Source organism: Massilia agilis, from assembly GCF_024756255.1.
GTDB lineage: Bacteria > Pseudomonadota > Gammaproteobacteria > Burkholderiales > Burkholderiaceae_D > Telluria > Telluria agilis.
In genome coordinates, this window is the sequence record NZ_JANUHB010000001.1 from 605,206 (window position 1) to 626,825 (window position 21,620).

General features: G+C 68.7%; 13 protein-coding genes and 7 tRNA genes. 4 read left to right on the forward strand and 16 right to left on the reverse strand.

Features of this window, described 5'->3' with window-relative positions:
* Position 1 precedes the first annotated feature (1 nt).
* From NX774_RS02710 to earP, 3 genes are all read right to left on the reverse strand, one after another.
* The gene (locus NX774_RS02710; protein ID WP_258820605.1) at positions 2 to 1,597 is read right to left on the reverse strand and encodes an amidase; all 1,596 of its coding nucleotides are present in this window, start codon (positions 1,595 to 1,597) and stop codon (positions 2 to 4) included.
* A gap of 148 nt (positions 1,598 to 1,745) precedes the next feature.
* Complete coding sequence (locus NX774_RS02715; RefSeq protein WP_258820606.1) at positions 1,746 to 2,321, reverse strand: elongation factor P; 576 nt, start codon at positions 2,319 to 2,321, stop codon at positions 1,746 to 1,748.
* Positions 2,322 to 2,386: 65 nt separating this feature from the next.
* The gene (earP, locus tag NX774_RS02720) at positions 2,387 to 3,535 is read right to left on the reverse strand and encodes an elongation factor P maturation arginine rhamnosyltransferase EarP (RefSeq protein ID WP_258820607.1); all 1,149 of its coding nucleotides are present in this window, start codon (positions 3,533 to 3,535) and stop codon (positions 2,387 to 2,389) included.
* A 394-nt stretch (positions 3,536 to 3,929) separates the two neighbouring features.
* Here earP and NX774_RS02725 point away from each other — a divergent pair, with 394 nt between their 5' ends.
* The 3 genes from NX774_RS02725 (at position 3,930) to NX774_RS02735 (ending at position 7,093) form a co-directional block, all read left to right on the forward strand.
* Positions 3,930 to 4,835, forward strand: coding sequence for a hypothetical protein (locus NX774_RS02725; RefSeq protein WP_258820608.1), 906 nt, complete (start codon positions 3,930 to 3,932; stop codon positions 4,833 to 4,835).
* Between the two features lie 64 nt (positions 4,836 to 4,899).
* Positions 4,900 to 5,163, forward strand: coding sequence for a hypothetical protein (locus NX774_RS02730; protein WP_258820609.1), 264 nt, complete (start codon positions 4,900 to 4,902; stop codon positions 5,161 to 5,163).
* Positions 5,164 to 5,179: 16 nt separating this feature from the next.
* Positions 5,180 to 7,093 carry a S8 family serine peptidase gene (locus tag NX774_RS02735; RefSeq protein WP_258820610.1) on the forward strand — a complete coding sequence of 638 codons (1,914 nt, stop codon included), beginning with the start codon at positions 5,180 to 5,182 and terminating at the stop codon, positions 7,091 to 7,093.
* An 81-nt stretch (positions 7,094 to 7,174) separates the two neighbouring features.
* Here NX774_RS02735 and NX774_RS02740 read toward each other — a convergent pair.
* The 11 genes from NX774_RS02740 to NX774_RS02795 form a co-directional block, all read right to left on the reverse strand.
* Positions 7,175 to 7,250: transfer RNA gene (locus NX774_RS02740), tRNA-Glu, on the reverse strand.
* Between the two features lie 62 nt (positions 7,251 to 7,312).
* Positions 7,313 to 7,388, reverse strand: a tRNA-Glu gene (locus NX774_RS02745).
* A gap of 9 nt (positions 7,389 to 7,397) precedes the next feature.
* A tRNA-Ala gene (locus tag NX774_RS02750) sits at positions 7,398 to 7,473 on the reverse strand.
* Positions 7,474 to 7,602: 129 nt separating this feature from the next.
* Positions 7,603 to 7,678: transfer RNA gene (locus NX774_RS02755), tRNA-Glu, on the reverse strand.
* A gap of 20 nt (positions 7,679 to 7,698) precedes the next feature.
* Positions 7,699 to 7,774: transfer RNA gene (locus NX774_RS02760), tRNA-Ala, on the reverse strand.
* 108 nt (positions 7,775 to 7,882) lie between these two features.
* Positions 7,883 to 7,958: transfer RNA gene (locus tag NX774_RS02765), tRNA-Glu, on the reverse strand.
* A gap of 28 nt (positions 7,959 to 7,986) precedes the next feature.
* A tRNA-Ala gene (locus NX774_RS02770) sits at positions 7,987 to 8,062 on the reverse strand.
* Between the two features lie 62 nt (positions 8,063 to 8,124).
* A complete protein-coding gene (gltX, locus tag NX774_RS02775; protein WP_258820611.1) occupies positions 8,125 to 9,516 on the reverse strand; it encodes a glutamate--tRNA ligase in 1,392 nt (463 codons plus the stop codon).
* Between the two features lie 85 nt (positions 9,517 to 9,601).
* On the reverse strand, positions 9,602 to 13,318 hold the full coding sequence (locus tag NX774_RS23460) for an AMP-binding protein (protein ID WP_370660396.1): 3,717 nt from the start codon (positions 13,316 to 13,318) through the stop codon (positions 9,602 to 9,604).
* Positions 13,311 to 14,678, reverse strand: coding sequence for an aminotransferase class I/II-fold pyridoxal phosphate-dependent enzyme (locus NX774_RS02790; protein ID WP_258820612.1), 1,368 nt, complete (start codon positions 14,676 to 14,678; stop codon positions 13,311 to 13,313). The genes NX774_RS23460 and NX774_RS02790 overlap by 8 nt, the downstream gene beginning before the upstream one ends.
* 31 nt (positions 14,679 to 14,709) lie before the next feature.
* A complete protein-coding gene (locus NX774_RS02795) occupies positions 14,710 to 17,244 on the reverse strand; it encodes a putative bifunctional diguanylate cyclase/phosphodiesterase (protein WP_258820613.1) in 2,535 nt (844 codons plus the stop codon).
* A 352-nt stretch (positions 17,245 to 17,596) separates the two neighbouring features.
* Between NX774_RS02795 and NX774_RS02800 the strand changes: the two genes are divergently transcribed.
* Complete coding sequence (locus NX774_RS02800; RefSeq protein ID WP_258820614.1) at positions 17,597 to 19,306, forward strand: methyl-accepting chemotaxis protein; 1,710 nt, start codon at positions 17,597 to 17,599, stop codon at positions 19,304 to 19,306.
* 60 nt (positions 19,307 to 19,366) lie between these two features.
* Here the strand turns inward: NX774_RS02800 and NX774_RS02805 are convergent, their stop codons facing one another.
* Both NX774_RS02805 and apbC read right to left on the reverse strand, forming a co-directional pair.
* Positions 19,367 to 20,401 carry an RNA methyltransferase gene (locus tag NX774_RS02805; protein WP_258820615.1) on the reverse strand — a complete coding sequence of 345 codons (1,035 nt, stop codon included), beginning with the start codon at positions 20,399 to 20,401 and terminating at the stop codon, positions 19,367 to 19,369.
* A gap of 4 nt (positions 20,402 to 20,405) precedes the next feature.
* Positions 20,406 to 21,494 carry an iron-sulfur cluster carrier protein ApbC gene (gene apbC, locus NX774_RS02810; protein WP_258820616.1) on the reverse strand — a complete coding sequence of 363 codons (1,089 nt, stop codon included), beginning with the start codon at positions 21,492 to 21,494 and terminating at the stop codon, positions 20,406 to 20,408.
* Positions 21,495 to 21,620 lie beyond the last annotated feature (126 nt).

Consider the following 21,620-nt stretch of genomic DNA (forward strand, 5'->3'; position numbering starts at 1 on the left):
ATCAGAGTTTGATGGTGACGGTTGCCTGGAAGGTCGGCGCGCGGCGGCGCTCGCTCGCCTGCTCGTAGGCGTAGGCCATGCCGATCAGCGCCGCTTCGCTCCACGCCGTGCCCACGAACGAAATGCCGACCGGCAGGCCGTGCGTGTAGCCCGCCGGAACCGTGATGTGCGGGTAGCCCGCCACCGCCGCCGGCGACGAGAAGCTGCCGCCGTAATGGTCGCCGTTGATGTAATCGGTCACCCAGGCCGGGCCGCCGGTCGGCGCCACCAGCGCATCGAGCTTGTGCTCGCGCAGCACCTGGTCGATGCCTTCCTCGCGCGAATAGCGCAGGTTGTTGGCCAGCGCCTCCTGGTATTCCTTCGCGTCGAGCCCGGGCTTGGCCTCGGCCGCAACCAGGTGCTCCTGCTGGAAGTAAGGCATTTCGCGCGTGGCGTTCTGCTGGTTGAACGCGATCACGTCGGCCATGTTCTTGACCGGCGCGTGCGGCGCGTAGTTGGCCAGGTAGGCGTTCAGGTCCGGCTTGAATTCGTACAGCAGCACCGTGGTCTCGCTGTCGCCGTACTTGTCGATGTTGGGTACCTGCACGTCCACCAGGGTCGCACCCTGCGCCTTCAGGATCTCGAGCTCCTTTTCGATGATCGCGTCCACCGCGTCGTTACTGCCGAAGAAGTTGCGCGCCACGCCGATGCGCTTGCCCTGCAGGCCGTCGCGGCGCAAGGCCGCTCCGTAGTCGGCGGCGCGCGCGTTCGCCTCTTTGGTGGCGGCGTCGCTGGCGTCACTGCCGGCCAGCGCGGCCAGCAGCAGCGCGGCGTCGGCCACGGTGCGGGTCATGGGGCCGGCCGTGTCCTGCGAATGCGCGATCGGGATGATGCCGCTGCGGCTGACCAGCCCCAGCGTGGGCTTGATGCCGACGATGCCGCAGGTCGAGGACGGCGACACGATCGAGCCATCGGTCTCGGTGCCCACCGCCAGCGTGGCCAGGCCAGCCGCAATGGCCGACGCCGAACCGGAGCTGGAACCGCTGGTGTTGCGGTCCAGCGCATACGGGTTCTTGGTCTGCCCGCCGCGTCCGCTCCAGCCGCTGATCGAATGGGTCGAGCGCATGTTGGCCCACTCCGACAGGTTGGTCTTGCCGATGATGACCGCGCCGGCCTCGCGCAGGCGCGCGGCGACATGCGCGTCGCGGCTGGCGCGCACGCCGTCCAGCGCCAGCGAGCCGGCGCTGGTGCACATCTTGTCGGCGGTGGCGATGTTGTCCTTCAGGAGCACAGGAATGCCATGCAGCGGGCCGCGCAGCTTGCCGGCGGCGCGCTCGCGGTCCAGCGACTCGGCAATCGCCAGCGCATCCGGGTTCAGCTCGATGATTGCGTGCAGCTTGGGGCCAGCCTTGTCGATCGCGGCGATGCGCGCCAGGTATTGCGACACCAGCGCGCGCGAAGTCAGCTTGCCGGCCTTCATGGCCGCCTGCTGTTCGGCCACGCCCGCATCCAGCAGCGCGCCGTTGCCTGCTGCCGGCAATGCCGCCGCGTCCGCATTCGCCACGCCAGCCAAGGCGCCGGCAGCCAGTCCAATTCGAACGAAATCCCTGCGATCCATTCCTGCCTCCAATTTTGTAGAGGCAACAGAATAGCAGCAAAATTGTCGGTCCAAGCGAGGCGCGGCGGCCACCAAAGAAAAAAGCACGCGCGGCGAACCGGGCGTGCTTTCTTGTGTCTTTACGCCGGCAAGCCGGCGCGCGGCGAGATTAGGCGCGGACGATGCGCTTGTACTCGTTGGTGCGGGTGTCGATTTCGATGACGTCGTCGTTGCTGACGAACAGCGGCACCTGGACGGTGTGCTGCTTCGACTCGATGGCGTTCTCGATGCGGGCGTCTTTCAGCACGTTGCCCGAGGTGTTGCCCTTGACGGCCGGCTCGGTGTACACGACCTGGCGCGCGATGGTGGTCGGCAGTTCGACCGAGATTGCCTTGCCGTCGTAGAACACGGCCTCGCACTCCATGCCATCCTTCAGGTAGTGCAGTGCATCACCCAGGTTTTCTTCTTCGATTTCGTACTGGTTGTACTCTTCGTCCATGAAGACGTACAGCGGGTCGGCGAAGTACGAGTAGGTCACCGGCTTCTTGTCGAGAATGACGACGTCGAACTTGTCGTCGCCGCGGAACACGTTTTCCAGCGGCGCGTTCGTCAGAAGATTCTTCATCTTCCACTTGTACGTGAAGCCCGTGCGGCTCGAACCGTTGACGTCGGAACGCAGCACGATGAAGGGCTTGCCGTCAACCATAATGATATTGCCAACACGAATTTCTTTTGCGGGTTTCATAGGGTGTATGCGTTTATTTGTAGGTTGCAGTAACCGGGCATCATACCATGTTTTTCGGCGCCAGCCTACCCGGCCGAGCGCGCAAAGCTGAGCAGTTGCGTGACCAGGTCGCCGTTTTCCAACACCTCGTGCTGCCACGCTGCGTTGCGCCGCGCGATGGCCGGCAAGTCCTCCTTGAGCGCCAGCCACGCGGCCTGCCAGTCGCCGACCGCGGCCGCGTCGTTCCAGCCCAGCATGAAGTGCTCCACGCTCGGGAGGCCGCCGGCGTAGCGCTGCAGGAAAGCGCGCAGCTTCTTGTGGTGCAGGTTCTCGTCCTGAGGGTAGATCTGCCAGATGAAGGCGCGCCCCGCCCATTGCGCGCGCACCCACGAATCCTCGCCGCGCACGAAATTGATGTCGCAGGCCCACAGCAGCCTGTCGTAGTCCGGCTGCGGCACGAACGGCAGTACCCGGACCGTGACCGGCCCCCGCTTGCCGCACGCGCCGGCCACCGCCGGCTGGCCGAGGAAGGCCTCGACCGCGTCGCGCGCCACGCCCTCGGGCACCAGGCAGGTCAGCGCCGTGCCCTCCTCTTCCCACGCCTTGAGCAATGCCGCGACCGGCGCATGCGGATAGCAGAACAGCGAGACCTTGAGCGTGTCCATCTCCTCATCGGTCACGCCAAAGCGCGCCAGGAACGCGGCCATGGCGGCGCGATCGGACTGGAACGCCTGGCGTGCCTCGTCCAGGCCGGCCTCGTGCAGCAGGCCGCCGGTCTTGCCGGTAAAGCCAGGGAAGAAGAAATACTTCGTGATCGGCAGGCGTGGATGCATCGACGGCAGCCGGTGGCAGCCTTCGACCCACTCCTCGGCGCTCAGGCCCTCGTAGTTGATCCAGACCGGCCGCGGTGCGCGCCGCGCCATCGCTTCGGCATAGCCGGGCGGAATGTCCACGCCGAAAAATTCGATGACGATGTCGGCCACCTCGCCCGGATCGAACTGCCCGTCCTGTCCTTGCCAGTGGCGCACCGCCACGCCCTGCACCTGCTGGAGCGCGGCGCCGGTGTCCACCTCGGGGCAGATGCGGCGAAAGCTTGCCAGGTCGTCCACCCACAGCGTGACCGCAAGCGCGTGCTCGTGGTGCAGCTGGCGTGCCAGGCGCCAGCAGATGCCGATGTCGCCGTAGTTGTCGACGACTTTGCAAAAGATGACCAGGGTACGTGGAGTGTGGGACATGTCGATGGAGCCAGGGCAGCGCGGGCCGCCATTCTACCCGACCCGCGCGCGATTAACGCTTGCCGCGCCGCCGCGCAAGGGCCGGCAGCCGTTCATCTGCGGCATCGCAAGCAGCGGCAGGCAAGCACGATTTTGCCCTGCCCGTCGAAAAACTTCACCTACCCCACCCTGTCCAAGACCCCGTACCAGCTGCGCTTTGGCGGATTCGTCCGCTTGAGCGTTCTTCCTCCCGCCTGACACACCTGACCTTACCGGATGGGTGAGGCGCTTGATCGCACGCTGCCGTTTGCCGTGGTGCGTAAGGGAACGCGAGTCGGGCACAGCTGCTTGTGACCGACCGTGACAGGCCCCATGGCCGGCGGCTGCACTCACATTGAACAAGAAGGGGTGAATCATGAACGAGTTCCAACAAGCAGGGTACGGACAACCACAGTTCCAGCCGCAAGGCTTCTTTGGCAGCACCTTCGGCGCTCCGCTCGGCGGCCAGATCGGCAGCGGCATCGGCAGCTGGCTTGGCAACGCCCAGCTGGGCGGCCAGATCGGCCAGGCAGCCGGCAGCTTCCTCGGCGGCATTTTGCCGTTCAGCGCCCAGCCGCAAGGCATGCAAGGCATGCAAGGTATGCAGGGCTATGGCGGCGGCATCGGCGGCGGGCAGCAAGGCGCACAGATCGTCGGTCAGTTCCTCCAGCAACATCCGCTGCTGCAGGCCATCGCGCAGCAGCCGGCGCTGGCGCAGCAGCTGCTGTCCACCCACCCGCTGCTGCAGGCCTCGCTGCAGAACCCCCAGGCTGCGCAACAGCTGGTGCAGCAGCACCCCATGCTCCAGCAAGCGCTGCAGCATCCGCTGCTGGCGCACACCGTCATGCAGTCGCACCCGCTGCTGCACCAGGCACTGCAACAACAGCTGATGCAGCAGTTGCAGCAGATCCAGCAACAGCAGCAACAGCAACAGCAACAGCAACCGCAACAACAATTCCAGCAGCCGGGCATGGGCGGCGGCCAGATGCAGCCGCAGGGCTGGTTCGGCAACCTGCTCGGCCAGTATGCGCAGCCGATCGGCTCCACCGTGGGCGGCTGGCTCGGCCAGCAAGGGCTGGGCAGCGCGATCGGCGGCGCGGCCGGCCAGCTCGGCCAGATGCTGCCGTTCGGCGCGGACCCGTACAGCAACTGGCTGCAGCAACAGGCCATCGCCTCGCAATACCGGGGCATGGGCGGCATGCAGCAGTACCAGCCGGGCCAGGGGATCGGCCAGGGCATGCAGGCCGGCCAGCAGGGCCAAGGCGGCCAGACGCTGCACTGATCGCAGACTGAACCGGGCCTCCCGCGGTGCTTGCGGGAGGTTTTTCAAACCAGAGGAATACGCCATGCCCCAAGCACCCAACCAGCACCGCTACATCGTGCGCGCCGCCGGCGACAGCGCGCCGCTACAGGGTTTCATCGCCGGCCTGCAGGGCGAGCCTGCCATCGAGCTGGTCGAAGCCATCGGCCCGGCGCAGCAGCCGCACACGGTGGTCATCCAGACCGACGAGGCGACCGCGCAACAACTCGCGCAACGCTTCAGCAGCACCAACCAATTGATGATCGAACCGGACCGGCCGCTGTCGCTGTTCGGTCACGGTCCGGCCTGAATCGAAAGGAATACACATGCCAAAGGAACCAACCAGCGGACAGGGCGCGCAGCCGGGGCAAGGCGCGGCGCCGCAGAATCCGCAAGGCGCCGGTGCGCCGCCCGAGAGCGGCACGGCCGCCAGCCGGCAGCCGCGCGGCCACGTGGTGGGCGAACGCAAGAAGCGTTTCCTGGTCGCGCCACGCCAGCCGATGGTCCAGATGGGCCCGCTCGGCATGCTGCCGATGGCCTTCCAGCCGCTGTCGCTGAGCACGGTCGAACAAGCCCTGCGCGCCGCGCCTGATATCGAGGTGGTCGGCCTGGTGGGCGACCGCCGCGCGGCCAGCCCGCTGGCCGAGGGCATGGGCGGCGGCCACGCCGAGGGCGTGCTGGTGGCGCGCATGACCGACCAGAAGGCGCAGGACTTGCACCTGCAGGGCCAGGGCCGCCTGCTGGTCGAGCGCGACCAGCACCTGCAACTGTTCGAGCCGGCCCTGCGCCAGCCGAACCTGGTCGCCTCGCTCACTCCGACCGCCGGCCCGGCAATGTCGCTTGCCGTGCTGGTGCTGGACGGCAGCGGCGCGCCCGTGCCCGAGGCCGAGGTCTCGCTGTTCGGCAGCCTGCTGCCGGCAAGCGGCGTCACCGGGCAGGACGGCACCGCCACCATCACCATGTACGGCGAAAACCCGCACACGGTGCGCGGCCTGTACGTCAAGCCCAAATCGGACTTCTGGAGCTTGTACCAGCGCGACCCCGACTTGTCCGCGACCGAGCCGAACGTTGTCACGCTGCGCCCGCTGTCCGCGTGGCGCGGCTTGTCAGGCTTTCCGGGCCAAAACACCATCGGCTGGGGCCAGCGCGCCATGCGCATGGACAAGCTGCCACCCGAGTTCCGCGGCCGCGGCGTCAGGATCGCGGTGATCGATTCGGGCGTAGCCACCAGCCACACCAACCTGCGGCAGATCGGCGTGGGCTTCGACATCATCGATAAAGACACCGATCCGGGCGCCTGGAACCAGGACCAGCTTGGGCATGGCTCACACTGCTCGGGCGTGATCGGTGGCGCCGACCCCACCTTCGGCATCCGCGGCTTTGCACCGGAAGCGGAAATCCACGTCTGCAAGCTGTTCCCCGGCGGCCAGGTGAGCCAATTGATCGAGGCGCTCGAATACTGCATCGAACACCAGATCGACGTGGCCAACCTGAGTTTGGGCGGCACCGAACCGTCCGAGGCGCTGGAGCAGCAGATCCTGCGCGCCAAGCGCTTCGGCGTGGCCTGCATCGCCGCGGCGGGCAACAGCGGTGACGCGGTCCAGTACCCGGCCTCGTCGCCGCATGTGCTGGCGGTGGCCGCGATCGGCAAGGCCGGCGAGTTCCCGCCCGACAGCTACCACAGCCAGACCATGAACGGCGACGTCGATGCGGACGGCTTCTTCACGGCGCGGTTCAGCTGCTACGGACCGCGCGTGGACGTGTGCGCACCGGGCGTGGCCATCGTCTCGTCGGTGCCGCCAAACAATTTCGCGGCCTGGGACGGCACCTCGATGGCCGCGCCCCACGTGACCGGCCTGGCCGCGCTGGTGCTGGCCCATCATCCGGCGTTCCAGGGGCCGGGCCGGGCGCCGAACGCCGACCGGGTCGAGCGCCTGTTCCAGGTCATCCGCATGAGCGCGCGCCGGGTCACGCTGGGCGAACAGACGCGCATTGGCTACGGCTTGCCGGACGCGCTGGTGGCCCTGGGGTGGTCGGTGATGGCCGCCGACCGGCGCGGACAGCAGTCGCTGCAGGGCATGGCCGGCATGGGCCTTGGCGCACTCGGCGGCATCGGCGGGGTCGGGCTCATGGGCGAGGCGGCGTTCGGGCAGCCGGTCGGGCTGGGCGCAGCGCAGGGCGGCATTCCCGGCATTCCCGGCCTGCCGTTCGGCATTGGCACCGTGCGCGGCGGCTGGTAGCGCGCTACACGGCGGCAAACGGGCAAAGAAAAACCGGAGCACCTATCCGCGCATGCACGGTGGTCTGCTCCGGTTTTTAACTGGCGTCCCCACGGGGATTCGAACCCCGGTACTCACCGTGAAAGGGTGATGTCCTAGGCCTCTAGACGATGGGGACCTAAAACTGTTACTGCTTCTATTCTACTGCGTCGCGGGCTTCACTGCCCACGCTGCCAAACCTGGCGTCCCCACGGGGATTCGAACCCCGGTACTCACCGTGAAAGGGTGATGTCCTAGGCCTCTAGACGATGGGGACCTAAAACCTTGGTGGAGGTAAGCGGGATCGAACCGCTGACCTCTTGCATGCCATGCAAGCGCTCTCCCAGCTGAGCTATACCCCCCTTGGTACTGCTTTTACTACAACTGCTTTGCCGCCGCTTGAACGCGTGGGCAGAAAATCTGCCCACCCTACGCCCTGGCTGAAGACGCGGGCCTGAATCCCACCCTACGCCTTGCGGCTGCCAAATTCTTGGCGTCCCCACGGGGATTCGAACCCCGGTACTCACCGTGAAAGGGTGATGTCCTAGGCCTCTAGACGATGGGGACCCTGGACTGCTATTTGTTCGTGGTGGAGGTAAGCGGGATCGAACCGCTGACCTCTTGCATGCCATGCAAGCGCTCTCCCAGCTGAGCTATACCCCCCATGGTACTGCTTTTACTACGACTACTTTGTGGCTGGTTGAACGCGTGGGCAGAATCTGCCCACCCTACGCTTCTTTCCAGCCGCGTGGGCCATGCCCACATCATTCTTGGCGTCCCCACGGGGATTCGAACCCCGGTACTCACCGTGAAAGGGTGATGTCCTAGGCCTCTAGACGATGGGGACCCTGGACTGCTAACTGCTTCTTCGACGTTGGTGGAGGTAAGCGGGATCGAACCGCTGACCTCTTGCATGCCATGCAAGCGCTCTCCCAGCTGAGCTATACCCCCGTACCGGCGAAGAAGCAGGATTATAGCGTCAGTCTTGCAATCTGCAAATAGCCATCCTGCGTTTAGATGAATTTTTCCACGCGCTCGACCACGGTGTCGCGGCCAAACAGTTCCACGACCGCATCAATGGCCGGGGTTTGCAGCTGCCCGGTCAGGGCCAGGCGCAGCGGCATGGCCAGCTGCGGCATCTTCAGCCCGTTGGCAGCCAGCACTTCCTTGACCATGGCCGAAATCGCCGCGCGCGTCCATTCCACGCTCTTTGCGCGCTCGGCAAACTGGCCCAGCGCGGTGCGCGCCGCGTCGGTCAAGTGCTGGGCAACCAGTTCCGGGTCGGACTTCGGCTCGCGGTAGAACAGCATGGCCGCGTCCGCCAGTTCGTTGACGGTGTTGGCACGCTCCTTCATCAGGCCGATCACGGCCGCAAGATCCGGGCCGGACAGCAGGCGCGCGCCCTCGCGCTCGAGCACCGGGCGCGCCAGCTCGGCCAGCCGGCCATTGTCGGCCTGCTTGATGTAGTGGTTGTTCAGCCACGCCAGCTTCTCGTTGTTGAACTGGGCGGCCGAAGCGGTCAGGTGCTCCAGGTTGAACCACTCGGTGAACTGCTCCATCGAGAAGATCTCGTCGTTGCCGTGGCTCCAGCCCAGGCGCGCCAGGTAGTTCAGCATGGCCTCGGGCAGGTAGCCCTGGGCCGGGTATTCCATCACGCTCACCGCACCGTGGCGCTTGGACAGCTTTTCGCCGTCCGCGCCCAGGATCATCGGCAGGTGGCCGTATTCCGGCAGCGGCGCACCCAGCGCGCGCAGGATGTTGATCTGGCGCGGCGTGTTGTTCACGTGGTCGTCGCCGCGCAGCACGTGCGTGATGCCCATGTCCCAGTCGTCCACCGCCACGCAGAAGTTGTAGGTGGGCGTACCGTCCGGGCGCGCGATCACCAGGTCGTCCAGTTCCTTGTTGGCGATCGTGATCGGGCCCTTGACCACGTCGTTCCAGGTCACCTCCCCCTCGAGCGGGTTCTTGAAGCGCACCACCGGCTGCACGCCGGGGGGCACCGGCGGCAGTTCCTTGCCCGGCTCGGGGCGCCAGGTGCCGTCGTAGCGCGGCTTTTCGCCGGCTGCGCGCATGCGCTCGCGCATCGCTTCCACTTCCTCCGGCGAGCAGTAGCACAGGTAGGCGGTGCCCTGCTCCAGCATGGTCAGGATCACCTCGCGGTAGCGGTCCATGCGCTTCATCTGGTAGAACGGGCCTTCGTCGTGTTCCAGGCCCAGCCACTTCATGCCGTCCAGGATCGCCTGCACCGCTTCCGGCGTGGAGCGCTCGAGGTCGGTGTCTTCGATGCGCAGGACGAAGGTGCCGCCGAAATGGCGGGCGTAGGCCCACGAATACAGCGCGGTGCGCGCGCCGCCGAGATGGAGGTAGCCGGTCGGGCTCGGTGCGAAACGGGTGCGGACAGTCATGGCGTAATGCAAATTGGTAAAACGCCTATTTTACCGCGACCCTGCCGCAGCTGCGCTGCCGCGCCGTACCCGCCCTTGCGGCCTGCTAAATACCCGCCTGGGCGGGCGCGCCTTGCGCCTCCAGCCAGGCAGCCAGCGCGTTGACGGTCGGGTAGTCGTACAGCAGCTCCGGCACCACCGGCACCGCGGCGCGCTGTTCGATCTCCAGCGCGATCGGCACCGTCGCCAGCGAGTCGATGCCCAACTCCGCGAACGGGGTATCGTCGCCGAACGCGGGCATGGACGGGCGGCCGTCGCTGGCCAGCCAGCGGGTCACGCTCTCGCGCACCAGCCGGCGCATGGCGTCGCCCGCCGCGCGCGGCGCCAGAGCAGGACTTGCGGCCGGCGCCGGCGGCTGCGGCAGGTCCGCCGCGCGCAGCATCGGGTCGGGCAACTGCTCCACCCCGGCCGGCTGCTGGTCGACGTCGCCGATCGCTTGCGCGTACGCGCCGATCCGTTCCAGCAGCACGCTGGCCGACGGGTAGCCGTGCGCCGCGTCCTGCTCGGCCGCGATGGCGCGCCGCACCCGGTCGTAGCGGGCCCGCGCCCACTCCAGCGCCGCGCTGGCCTGCGCGCCGCCTTCGTCGCCCGCCGCGCGGCGTTCGGCGGCGCCCAGCAAAATGGCGAACGCGCACAGCTCGCCGATGCGGTAGTCGAGCCCTTGCACCTGCGCGCCGTCCCCGGCGAACCGGCGCGCCCCGGCGGCGCGCTCGCGGATCGACGCCACCGTGCGCCCCAGTTCGGCCGCGAGCCTTGGCCGCCCGAGGCCGTGGGCCAGGAAGCGCTCGGCGCCGCTGTCGGGCGCGGCGGCACCGCCCAGGTGCATGTACAGCGTCTCGGTCGGGCCTTCCAGGATGCGCAGCACGCGCGCGTCGCGCAGCATCTGGGGCGCGGCGTTGTTTTCGAGGTAGCCGCGCCCGCCGAGCATCTGGACCAGCCAGTCGGCCGCCTCCCACAGCAGTTCAGAGCCGACGCATTTGCAGGCCAGGCAGGCATGCCGGGGTAGCGGTTCGCGCGCGTCCAGTGCCGCGGCAATCGCCTCCACCAGCGCCTCGAGCGCCCACACCGCGCAGGTGAGTTCGTGCAAGCGCGCGCAGCTGACCGGGTTGTCCAGCAGCCTGCCGGTGGCCACCTCGCGCCGGGCCGCGTAGCGGGCCATCAGCTGGGCGCAGCGCTTCATCGCGCCCACGCACAGCGCGCCCACGCCCAGGCGCGCAAAGCCCATCGCGTCGTGCGCGACCTGCATGCCCTCCCCCGGCGCCAGCAACACGCGCGCGTCCGGCACGAACACGCCCTCGCAGCGCACCGTGTTCTGGACCATCGCGCGCATGCCCATCGTCAGCGCCTCGGGGCCGTGCGCCAGCCCCGGCGCATCCTCCGGCACCAGCAGCACCATCGGGCCCAGCGGTGAGCCGTCGCGGTCCACGCCCTTGGCCAGCACCGTGAGAACGCCGGCCCAGGCGCCCAAGCCGATCAGGTGCTTTTCCGCGTCCAGATGCCAGCCGCCGTCCACGCGCCGGGCGCGCGAGCGGATCGCCAGCGGATTGGAGCCGGCCTGCGGCTCGGTCTGCGCATACGCCGCCAGCTGGCGCCCGCTCGCCAAGCGCGGCAGCAGCTCGCGCTGCAGTGCCTCGGGCCCGTATTGCAGCAGCGGGCGCAGGCCCAGTCCATTGTGCACCCCGACCATGGTGGCCAGCGTCAGGTCGATCGCGGCCAGTTGCTGCAGCACCCGCATCGTGTCCGCGCACGACAGCGCACACCCGCCATACGCCTGCGGCACCTGCAAGCCGAAGAAGCCTTCGTTGCCCAGGTCCAGCACCAGGTGCGGCGACACCGTCCGGCGTTCGTCCATCAGCCGCGAATCCAGGCGCCGCGCCGCGTAGCGCCGCAGCCAGGCGATCATGGCGTCGGCCCGCGCCCTGCCCGGCGGCGGCGCTGCTACACGCGGCGCGGGTGCAGGCGCGGGCCCCAGGCGCTCGCCGCGCGCAAACAGCAGCGGCAGCGCGCCGCTTTGCGCCAGCGCCTTGCAGCGCGCGCGCTGCACCTTGCCGCTGGTGGTGCGCGGAAAACAGCCCGGCCCCACCAGTGCCACCGTCGCCACGGCCACCCCGAACTGGCGGGTCACCGCGGCGCGCACCTGCTGCGCCAGCGCCTCGGCCGTGGCCTCGCCGTGCCCGCCCTGCAGCGCGCGTGCCAGCGCGCGGTCGGCCTCGATCACCACGGCCAGCCGCTCGCGCCCTTGCGTCTCCACAGCGAATGCCGCGCAGCGGTTCGGCGCGCCGCAGCCGGCCGCTCGCTCGGCCGCTTCCTCCACGTCTTGCGGATAGATGTTCCTGCCGTTGATGATGACCAGGTCGCGCAGGCGGCCGGTGACATGCACCTCGCCGTCGAGCACGAATCCAAGGTCCCCCGTACGCAGGAACGGCCCGGCAGTCAGCGCACCGGATCGGCTCGAACCGCCCGCCAACGGGGCGCCGGGCTGCTCGGCCAGCATTGCGCCAAACGCCTGCGTGGATTGGTCCGGCTGGTTACGGTACGCCCGCGCGACCGAAGGCCCGGCGACCCAGAGTTCGCCCACGCGCCGCGGCAGCACCGGCAGGCAGCTGTCGGCGTCGACCACCAGCAGCGTCACCCCGGGCGCCGGCGGGCCGCAACTGACGATCTCGCGCGCATCCTGCGTGCCGGGCGCCGCCTCGCGCACCTGGTTGTGTTCGAGCGCCGACGTGGACAGCGTGCGCACCCGGGGCGCGCGGCCACGCGGGCCGCCCGCCACCAGCAGCGTCGCCTCGGCCATGCCATAGCAAGCAAACTGTGCATCGGGCCGGAAGCCGCAGCCGGCAAACGCATCCACGAAGCGGCGCAACGTGGCCGCGCGCACCGGTTCGGCGCCGTTGTACGCGAGCTTCAGGCTGGACAGGTCCAGCCCCGCCTTCTGCTCCTCGCTTACCCGGCGCGCACACAGTTGCCAGCCAAAGTCCGGCGCGCCGGCGCAGGTGGCGCGATAGTCGTCGATCGCGCGCAGCCAGCGCACCGGGTTGCGCAGGAACTGGGCAGGCGCCATCAGCACGCTGCGAAAACCCAGCGCCGCCGGCGCGGCCACGCTGCCCACCAGTCCCATGTCGTGGAACAGCGGCAGCCAGCTGGCCATCACGCTGTCCGGGCCAAAGCCGAACACCTGGCCGATCGCATCGACATTGCAGGCGAGGTTCGCGTGCGTCACCTCGACCCCGCGCGGCTGCGCCGTGGAGCCCGAGGTGTACTGGATCAGCGCCAGCGCGTCCGGATCGGGTTCCGCCAGCGGCCCCGCCGCGTCTGCCCTCACGGTGTCGGTGGCCAGGCAATCCAGCGTCGCCGCCCCGGCCTGCGCCACGCTGGCGCCAACCGCGCCAGCGCAGTCGCCCGTGGTCAGGACCACCGCCGGATCGGCATCCTGGAGCAAGGCGCGCAGCCGTGCGGCATGCCGGCGATCGGCCATCGCCGCCGGCACCGCCACCACACCGGACGCAAGGCAGGCAAAGAAGGCGACGACGAATTCCAGCCCCGGCGGGTACAGCAGCACTGCGCGCGCGCCCGGTCCCACGCGCGCTGCCAGGTGGCCGGCCAGCAGCTCGACCTGGCGCGCCAGATCGCCATAGCCCAGGTCCTCGGCCCGCCCGTCCTCGCGCAGGAAAGTGAAGGCGATGCGCGTGGGCGTTGCGCGCGCGTGCAGCGCCAGCCGGCGCGAGACCGGCACAGGTACGCCACTGCCGCTGTGGTCAAGCACGCCGCACCTCCGCTACCTGGTGCCGCCGCACCCCGTCCACGAGGGCGCCGGCGCGGTGCAGTGCCGACTCGATCTGCTGCGCGGCGCGCCTGACCTGCTGCAGGTTGTGGTTTGCCATCAGCTGCAGGCGCAGCCGCGCCGCGCCCAACGGCACGCCGGGGTATTCGACCGGGTTCACGAACACGCCCTGGCGCGCCAGCAGCTTGCCCGACAGCCGCGCCACCTGCTCGCTGCCGACGACCACCGGCACGATCGGCGAAGGCGTACCCCCACACTTGATGCCCGCTTCGGCCAGGTGCGCGCGCAGGGCGCAGGCGTTGCGCATCACGTCGGCACGCAGCGCATCGCCCTCGCCCGAGGCCGCGATGCGCAGGCACTCCAGCACCACCGCCACCTGCACCGGCGAGAGCGCGTTGGAGAACAGGTGCGGGCCGGCGAACAGCTGCAGCTGGCGCTTGAGCGCGCGCGAGCTGCTCGCGACGAAGCCGCCGTTGGACGCAAAGCTCTTCGAAAACGCGCCCAGCACAATGTCCACCTTGCCCACCATGTTCTGCAGCCCCAGCACGCCAAGCCCGTTCGGCCCGAGCGCGCCGAGGTCGTGCGCCACGTCCACCAGCAGCGTGGCGCCGTAATCGCGGCACAGGTGCTGCAGCAGCGGCAGGTCCGGGCTGTCCGAATCCATGCTGAACAGCCCTTCGGTCACCACCAGGATGCCGTTTTCAAGATCGCGCGCGCGGATCTGCGCCAGCAGCTCGCGCACGTGGCCGCAATCGAGGTGCCGGTGCGGGGCCACGTTGCGCGTGGCCGCCGCGGCGCCCTGCCGCAGCGATGCGTGCGCCAGCTGGTCGATCACCACGTGGTCGCGCGCATGCACCAGCGCGGTGACCGCGCCGAACGCCGCGCCCCAGCCGGTCGGGAACAGCGTCACGTGCGGCGCCTGCAGCACCGCGCCCAGCACCTGCTCGAGCGCCAGCGACAGCCGGCTGTTCCCCAGCAAAACGGCGGACCCGGCGCTGTGCGGGCCGGCGTCGTGCAGCGCCCGGGCGGCGGCGTCCACCACCGCCGGGTGCGACGCCAGCGACAGGTAGTCCTGCGAGGCGAAGTTGATCCCGCGCGCGGCAGGCAGCCCCTCCTCGCGCACGCTGGCCACAGGCTCCGGCGCGCCGTCGAGCGCGCGCGCGTACTGCCACACGCCGTGGGCCGCGCGCGTCGCGCACCACGCCTCCAGCGCCTCGGTGCGGCGGACCAGGTCGGCCCCGCGCGGCTGCGCGAACTGGGCTGCGGTGCCGGCCAGCGCGCCGGATGCGGCCAGCGCTTCGATATCGTCATCGTCCTCGTCGATCACGGATGGTTCTTGCACGGGACTCTCCTTGGCAGGGGCCGCGCGCGGCTCAGGCAAGCGCGGGCGCGGCGGGAACGGCATACTGGCGCGCCAGCAGCGCGCCCAACTGGTCGGGCGGGAGCGGCCGCGCGAACAGGTAGCCCTGCGCCGCGTCGCACCGCATCGCGCACAGGTCGGCCAGCTGTTCGCCGGTCTCCACGGCCTCGGCAATCACTTTCAGCTGCAGCCGGTGCGCCATGTCCACGATCGACTCGGCCAGCGCGAACGAGCGCGCGCGCCCCGAAGTGGCGCCAAGGCGGCGCACGAACATGCCGTCCATTTTCAAAATGTCCACCGGCAGCTCGGACAGGTAGTTCAGGCTCGAATACCCGGCGCCGAAGTCGTCGATCGACACCAGCACGCCGGCCTGGCGCAGCTCGTTCATCAACACCCGGTTCACCGCCAGGTCCTCGATCAGGGTGCCCTCGGTGATCTCGATCTCCACGCAGCGCGTCGGCACGCCGCTGTCGGCCACGATCTGAAGCACGCGCGCGACGATGTCGGGGTCCTTGAGCTGGCGCGCCGACAGGTTCACTGCCGTGCGCACCTCCGGCAGCCCGGCTTCGCGCCAGGCCCGGTTCTGGGCGCAGGCGGTCCTGAGCACCCATTCGCCGATCTGCACGATCAGGCCCGTCTCCTCGGCCAGCGGGATGAAACGGTCGGGGGCGATCCGGCCGTACACCGGATGCTGCCAGCGCAGCAGCGCCTCGACGCCGACGATGCGCCGGCTCGCCAGCTCCACCTGCGGCTGGTACTCGATGAACAGCTGGCCCTCGCGCAGCGCCTCGCGCATGCCGGTCTTGAGCGCCAGCCGTTCGCTCTGCGGCTCGCTGGCGTCGGCCGAGTACACCCGCACGCTGTTCTCGCCCCAGCGCCTGGCCAGGCGCACCGCGATGTCGGCGCGCTTGAGCAGCGCATCCAGGTCGCAATCCGCCGCCGGGTACAGCGCGATCCCGACCGACATGGTGATCAGGCACTCGTGCGCGCCGGTCCTGAACGGCTGCGCAAAGCGCGCCAGGATCTTGTCGGCGACGGCCTGCGCATCCGACTCGACCGCCAGGTCCTCGAGCAGGGCCACGAACTCGTCGCCGCCCCAGCGCGCCACGCTGTCGCTGTCGCGCAGGCAGCCGCGAATGGTCGCCCCGGCCTGGGCCAGGACCGCGTCGCCTGCTTCGTAGCCCAGGGCGTCGTTGACTTCCTTGAAGTTGTTGATGTCCATGAGGATCAGGGCCACCGTGTGCCGGTTGCGGTCGGCGCGCTCCATCGCGTGGCGCAAGCGGTCGCGCAGCAGCCTGCGGTTGAGCAGCCCGGTGAGCTGGTCGTACTGCGCGCTGTCGATCAGGCGCGCCACCGTCAGCCCCATGTCGTGCTGGTTGGCCTTGCTCTGGCGCGCCGGCCCGCCCGGCTGCATCACCGTGCAGTCGCTGCCGTGCCGCACCACCCGGTTGCGGCCGGTGGACTTGGCCATGTACAGCGCCTCGTCCGCGCGCGCCACCGCCTGCCCCACCTCCTCGCCGGCGCGGTACTCGGTCACGCCGATCGAGACCGTGACCGCAATCTCGCTCGCGCCGTCGATCGCGCGCATGCGCTCGACCGCGCCGCGCACGCGCTCGGCCAGCATCAGCGCGTCCTCGGCGCGCGTCTCCGGCAGCATCAGCATGAATTCCTCGCCGCCGTAGCGGCCAAAGGTATCGGTGCCGCGCACCATCGACTGCACCGTGCGCGCAAACTCGCGCAGCACCGTGTCGCCGGCCGCGTGGCCATAGGTGTCGTTGATGCGCTTGAAGAAGTCGATGTCGAGCAGGCACAGGCAAAATCCGCGGCCGTTGCGGTCGCTGCGCTCTTTTTCGCTGGCGATCAGCTCCAGCACCCGGCGCCGGTTGTGCGCGCCGGTCAGCTCGTCGCGGATCGCCAGTTCCTTGATCAGCGCAAGCGCCTGCTCCAGCTTCTCGAAGCCCTGGTTCTTGGTCAGCTCGAACAGCAGCACGAACACCACCACCACCAGGTACAGGCCGAGGTCGCAGATCAGGTACAACAGTCCCATCTCCGATACCGGATGCGGCGGCAGCGGCGTGCCCAGCGCCGGCAGCAGGTAGGCCAGGCCAGCCGCCGCGCAGCTCATCGCCAGCCAGAACAGCGCGGTGCGCGCGCCGCCCAGGAACATGGCGACCACCGGCGCGGTGATCAGCCAGCTGGCCGTGGGCGCGCCGATGCCGCCCAGGTGCCAGGTCAGCCAGCTGAAGTTGAAGAACACGCCGCACAGGAAGGTCTCGCGCGCGGCCACGATGCTGCCGGTGGTGCGCAGCACCAGCGGCGCGCCCAGCATCAGCAGGCAGCAGGCCAGGATCTCGGCGGCGGCCGCGTCAAAGCCCAGCAGGTGGTAGGCCAGCGCGTAGAACGGCCCGGACATGGCTGCCACCAGCGCCGCGTTGACCACGTTTTGCGCGCGCCCAAATGGCACCGCCGCGCCGTGCAGCTGCGCGGGAATGAACCAATGGACGGCCGACAGGTACCGCTCGGCCCACTGCGCACTCGCTTTGCTCATCCGGGATCCCGATCTGGCACGGCATGTGGAAGCCAGTGGCCAGTTTATGTACGGAAATTCCGGCTCAGTTTATTTTCGCGCAGAAACTCATCAGAAAACCCGGCGCCAGCCACCCTTGCCAAAAGCGCAATTCTTAAAGGAAACAGTGGCACAAAAGTCACAGAGATTGCGCTACGGAAATTCTTTAGCTAGTCTCCCTACAGGAACCAGGGAAATCGTCAGCCAGCCGGCGCCAAGCGGCCAGGCCGGGCTGCCGCCCTCCCCGCTTCCGCCAAGAGAGAGACAACGCGCACCGGCAGCCATCCGCTGGCACCGCTTGCGCGGCAGAACAACGAAGACAAAGGGTAGAGTGATGTACAGCTTTTCGAGATTGAAAATCGGCGCACGGCTTGCCATGGGCTACGGGACCATGCTGCTCATGGCAATCATTATCGCCGGCGTCGGGCTGTGGCAATTGAACGGCATCGCCGATGCCAGCCACAACATGGCCGAGTTGCCGGTGCAAAAGGAACGCCTGGTGAGCGACTGGGCCCAGATCATTTCGGTGGGCATCATGCGCACCACCGCCATCGCCCGCAGCGCCGACCCCTCGCTGTCCGGCTACTTCAGCAAGAGCGCGGCCGAGGGCTCGCGCAAGTCCACCGAGATCGTCAAGCGCCTCGAGCCGCTGCTGACCACGCAGGAAGAAAAAGACCTGTACGCCAAGGTCTCCTCGATCCGCAAGTCCTACATCAGCGCGCGCGACGAGATCATGAAGGCCAAGGCCGCCGGCCAGGTCGAGGAAGCCGCCGCCATTTTCGAAAAGCGTTTCGTCCCCGCCGCCCAGGACTACGAAAAGATGCTGGGTGATTTCATCGCCCTGCAGCGCTCCCAAATGGACGCGGAAGCGACCCACATCGCCACCATCGAAGAGGCCAGCGTCAACCGCATTGTCGCGCTGACCGCGCTGGTGCTGGCCCTGGGCGTGCTGTTCGCCTGGCGCCAGGCGAAGGCCATCACCGGCCCCCTGCGCAATGCGGTCGAAGCGGCCAGCCGCGTGGCCGAAGGCGATCTCACCCAGGAAATCCGCGCCACCTCGAGCGACGAGTGCGGCCAACTGCTCACCGCCCTTGGCCACATGAACAACAGCCTGGCCGACATCGTGTCGCAGGTGCGCACCGGCGCCGAGGCCATCGCCCACGGGTCGAGCGAGATCGCCGCCGGCAACCTGGACCTGTCCGCGCGCACCGAACAGCAGGCCAGCTCGCTGGAGGAAACCGCCTCGTCGATGGAAGAACTGACCGGCACCGTGCGCCAGAACGCCGACAACGCGCGCCAGGCCAACACGCTTGCCGCTACCGCTTCCGAAGTCGCCAGCAAGGGCGGCCAGGTGGTGTCCGAGGTGGTCGATACGATGGGTGCGATCAACGATTCGGCGCGCAAGATCGTGGACATCATCGGCGTCATCGACGGCATCGCCTTCCAGACCAATATCCTGGCCCTGAATGCCGCGGTGGAGGCAGCGCGCGCCGGTGAACAGGGCCGCGGCTTTGCCGTGGTGGCATCGGAAGTGCGCAACCTGGCGCAGCGCTCAGCGTCGGCGGCCAAGGAGATCAAGGCGCTGATCGACGACTCGGTCGACAAGGTCGAGCGCGGCAGCCAGCTGGTGGACCAGGCCGGCGCGACCATGAAGGACATCGTCGCCAGCGTCAAGCGCGTCACCGACCTGATGGGCGAGATCGCCTCGGCCAGCCAGGAGCAGACCAGCGGCATCGACCAGGTCAACCAGGCGATCTCCGACATGGACGCGGCGACCCAGCAAAACGCGGCGCTGGTCGAGGAAGGCGCCGCCGCCTCCACCGCGCTGCAGGACCAGGCGGCCAAGCTGGCGGACCTGGTGAGCGTCTTCAAGATCAACCAGGCGCAGGCGCAGGCGCAGGTGCAGTCCCTGCCGACGCGCGCCGCGCCGAAGACAGGGCGCAAGGTCGCGCCCGCAGGCGCGCGCGCCAGTGCGCTGGCCGCGCCGGCGCGCAAGCCGAAGCTGGCCGTGGTGGCCGGCGGCGACGACTGGGAAGAGTTCTGAGCCCACACGTCGCGGGCCCCAGGTAACGGGCGGGCTTGGCGCCGCCCGCCCGGCCCGTCCCTAGCGCATGCGCGCCAGGCGCACCGGCTGCGCGCCGCCATCGAGCGCGCGCGCCCGCAGCTGCCCGCAGCCGCCATCGACGTCCTGCCCGGCCGAATCGCGCAGCTTGGTCAGGATGCCGCGGCCGTGCAAATGCGCCGCGATCGCGCGCGCCTTTTCCCACGACGGACGCCTGAACGGCAGGCCGTCGTTGGCGTTGTAGGGGATCATGTTCAACACCGCATACTTGCCGCGCAAGAGCGCAACCAGCGCGTCCAGCTCGTCCTGGCCGTCGTTCACGCCATCGAGCAGGGTCCACTGGTACTGGATCGGATAGCAGGACAGCCGCGCGTAGCGCTCGCCCTCTTCCACCAGGTCGCGCGGGTCGATGCGCGGCGCGCGCGGCAGCAGCTCGGCGCGCAGCGCGGGTTTGGTCGTGTGCAGCGACAGCGCCAGTGCCGGTTTCACCCGGCCTTGCGGCAGGCGTTCGAACACGCGCGCATCGCCCACCGTCGAGAACACCAGGTTCTTGTGCGAGATGCCGGCCTCCACGCCCAACAGGTCGATCGCCTCCATCACGTTGTCCAGGTTGTGCGCCGGCTCGCCCATGCCCATGAAGACAACCTTCTTCACCGGCCGCCGGCGCCGCGCCAGCACCACCTGCGCCACGATCTCGCCGCTGGTCACCTGGCGCAGCAGCCCGCTTTGGCCGGTCATGCAAAAGCGGCAGCCGACCGCGCAGCCGACCTGGCTCGACACGCACACGCCATCGCGCGGCAGCAGCACGCTCTCGATCGTCTGGCCGTCGGCCAGCGCCACCAGCAGGCGCGCCGAGCCGTCCTCGCCGGGATGCTCGCTCACCACCCGCGCCAGCTTTGCCAGCTCGGCGTCGATGGCCGGCAGCGCCTCGCGCACCGGCTTGGGAAGGTAGTCCGCCGGGCGGCGCCGCCCGCGCTCGTGCGGCGCGCACTGCACCCAGTCGCGCAGCACGCGCTGGGCGTGCTCGGGCAGCGCGCCCAGGCCCAGCAGGCGCTCCCGCAGTTCCGCAACGCGCACTCCGTCAGTCGTTCTTGACGACGATGGTCGGGAACTTGGCGGACATGTCCTTGGCCTTTTCGGCCACCTTGATCGCCACCTTGCGCGCGATCTCCTTGTACACCTGGGCGACCGGGCCGTCCGGGTCGGCCACCACGGTCGGGCGGCCGGAATCGGTCTGCTCGCGGATCGACAAGGTGAGCGGCAGCTTGCCGAGGAAGTCCACGCCGAAATCGCGACACATCTTCTCGCCGCCGCCCTCGCCGAAGATCGCCTCGGTGTGGCCGCAGTTCGAGCAGATGTGGGTGCTCATGTTCTCCACCACGCCCAGGATCGGGATGCCGACCTTCTCGAACATCTTCAGGCCCTTGCGCGCGTCCAGCAGCGCAATGTCCTGCGGCGTGGTGACGATCACCGCGCCGGTGACCGGCACCTTCTGCGACAAGGTCAGCTGGATGTCGCCGGTCCCGGGCGGCATGTCCACCACCAGGTAGTCGAGGTCCTTCCAGTTGGTCTGGTCCAGGAGCTGCTGCAGGGCCTGCGTGACCATCGGGCCGCGCCAGACCATCGGCTCGTCCGGGTCGATCAAGAAGCCGATCGAGGTTGCCTGCACGCCGTGGTTTTCCAGCGGCTCCATGGTCTTGCCATCCAGGGTTTCCGGGCGGCCGCTAATGCCGAGCATCATCGGCTGCGACGGACCGTAAATATCCGCGTCCAGCACGCCCACGCTGGCGCCTTCCGCGGCCAGCGCCAGCGCCAGGTTCACGGCCGTGGTCGACTTGCCCACGCCGCCCTTGCCCGAGGCCACGGCGATAATGTTTTTCACGTTCGGCATCACTTTCAGCCCGCGCTGGACTGCGTGCGACAGGATGGTCGAGCCGACCTTGACGTTCACGCTCGATACGCCCGGCAGTTTGGCCAGCGCCTCGGTGACGGCCGCCTTGATGGCCGCGTGCTGGCTCTTGGCCGGGTAGCCCAGCTCGATGTCGAGCGAGACGGCGCCACCTTCGACCTTGAGGTTCCTGACCTCCTTGGACGACACGAAATCTTTGCCGGTGTTAGGGTCGATAACGGTGCCCAGGGCTGCCTTGACGTCTTCTACTGTGATGCTCATGGAAATCTCCGGATGATATTGTCGCGAAGTGTAGCGCAAATCGGCCCCGCCGCCCTTGACCGAATGGCAAAATGCGGCAATGCCCACAGCGCGGAAAGGGCCATCTTGCTGGTAAAATGTTTTTTT

Coding starts and splice junctions, on each gene's coding strand:
- NX774_RS02710 (WP_258820605.1), bottom strand. CDS start 1,597: ATGGATCGCAGGGATTTCGTTCGAATTGGACTGGCTGCCGGCGCCTTG.
- NX774_RS02715 (WP_258820606.1), bottom strand. CDS start 2,321: ATGAAACCCGCAAAAGAAATTCGTGTTGGCAATATCATTATGGTTGAC.
- earP (WP_258820607.1), bottom strand. CDS start 3,535: ATGTCCCACACTCCACGTACCCTGGTCATCTTTTGCAAAGTCGTCGAC.
- NX774_RS02725 (WP_258820608.1), top strand. CDS start 3,930: ATGAACGAGTTCCAACAAGCAGGGTACGGACAACCACAGTTCCAGCCG.
- NX774_RS02730 (WP_258820609.1), top strand. CDS start 4,900: ATGCCCCAAGCACCCAACCAGCACCGCTACATCGTGCGCGCCGCCGGC.
- NX774_RS02735 (WP_258820610.1), top strand. CDS start 5,180: ATGCCAAAGGAACCAACCAGCGGACAGGGCGCGCAGCCGGGGCAAGGC.
- gltX (WP_258820611.1), bottom strand. CDS start 9,516: ATGACTGTCCGCACCCGTTTCGCACCGAGCCCGACCGGCTACCTCCAT.
- NX774_RS02795 (WP_258820613.1), bottom strand. CDS start 17,244: ATGAGCAAAGCGAGTGCGCAGTGGGCCGAGCGGTACCTGTCGGCCGTC.
- NX774_RS02800 (WP_258820614.1), top strand. CDS start 17,597: ATGTACAGCTTTTCGAGATTGAAAATCGGCGCACGGCTTGCCATGGGC.
- apbC (WP_258820616.1), bottom strand. CDS start 21,494: ATGAGCATCACAGTAGAAGACGTCAAGGCAGCCCTGGGCACCGTTATC.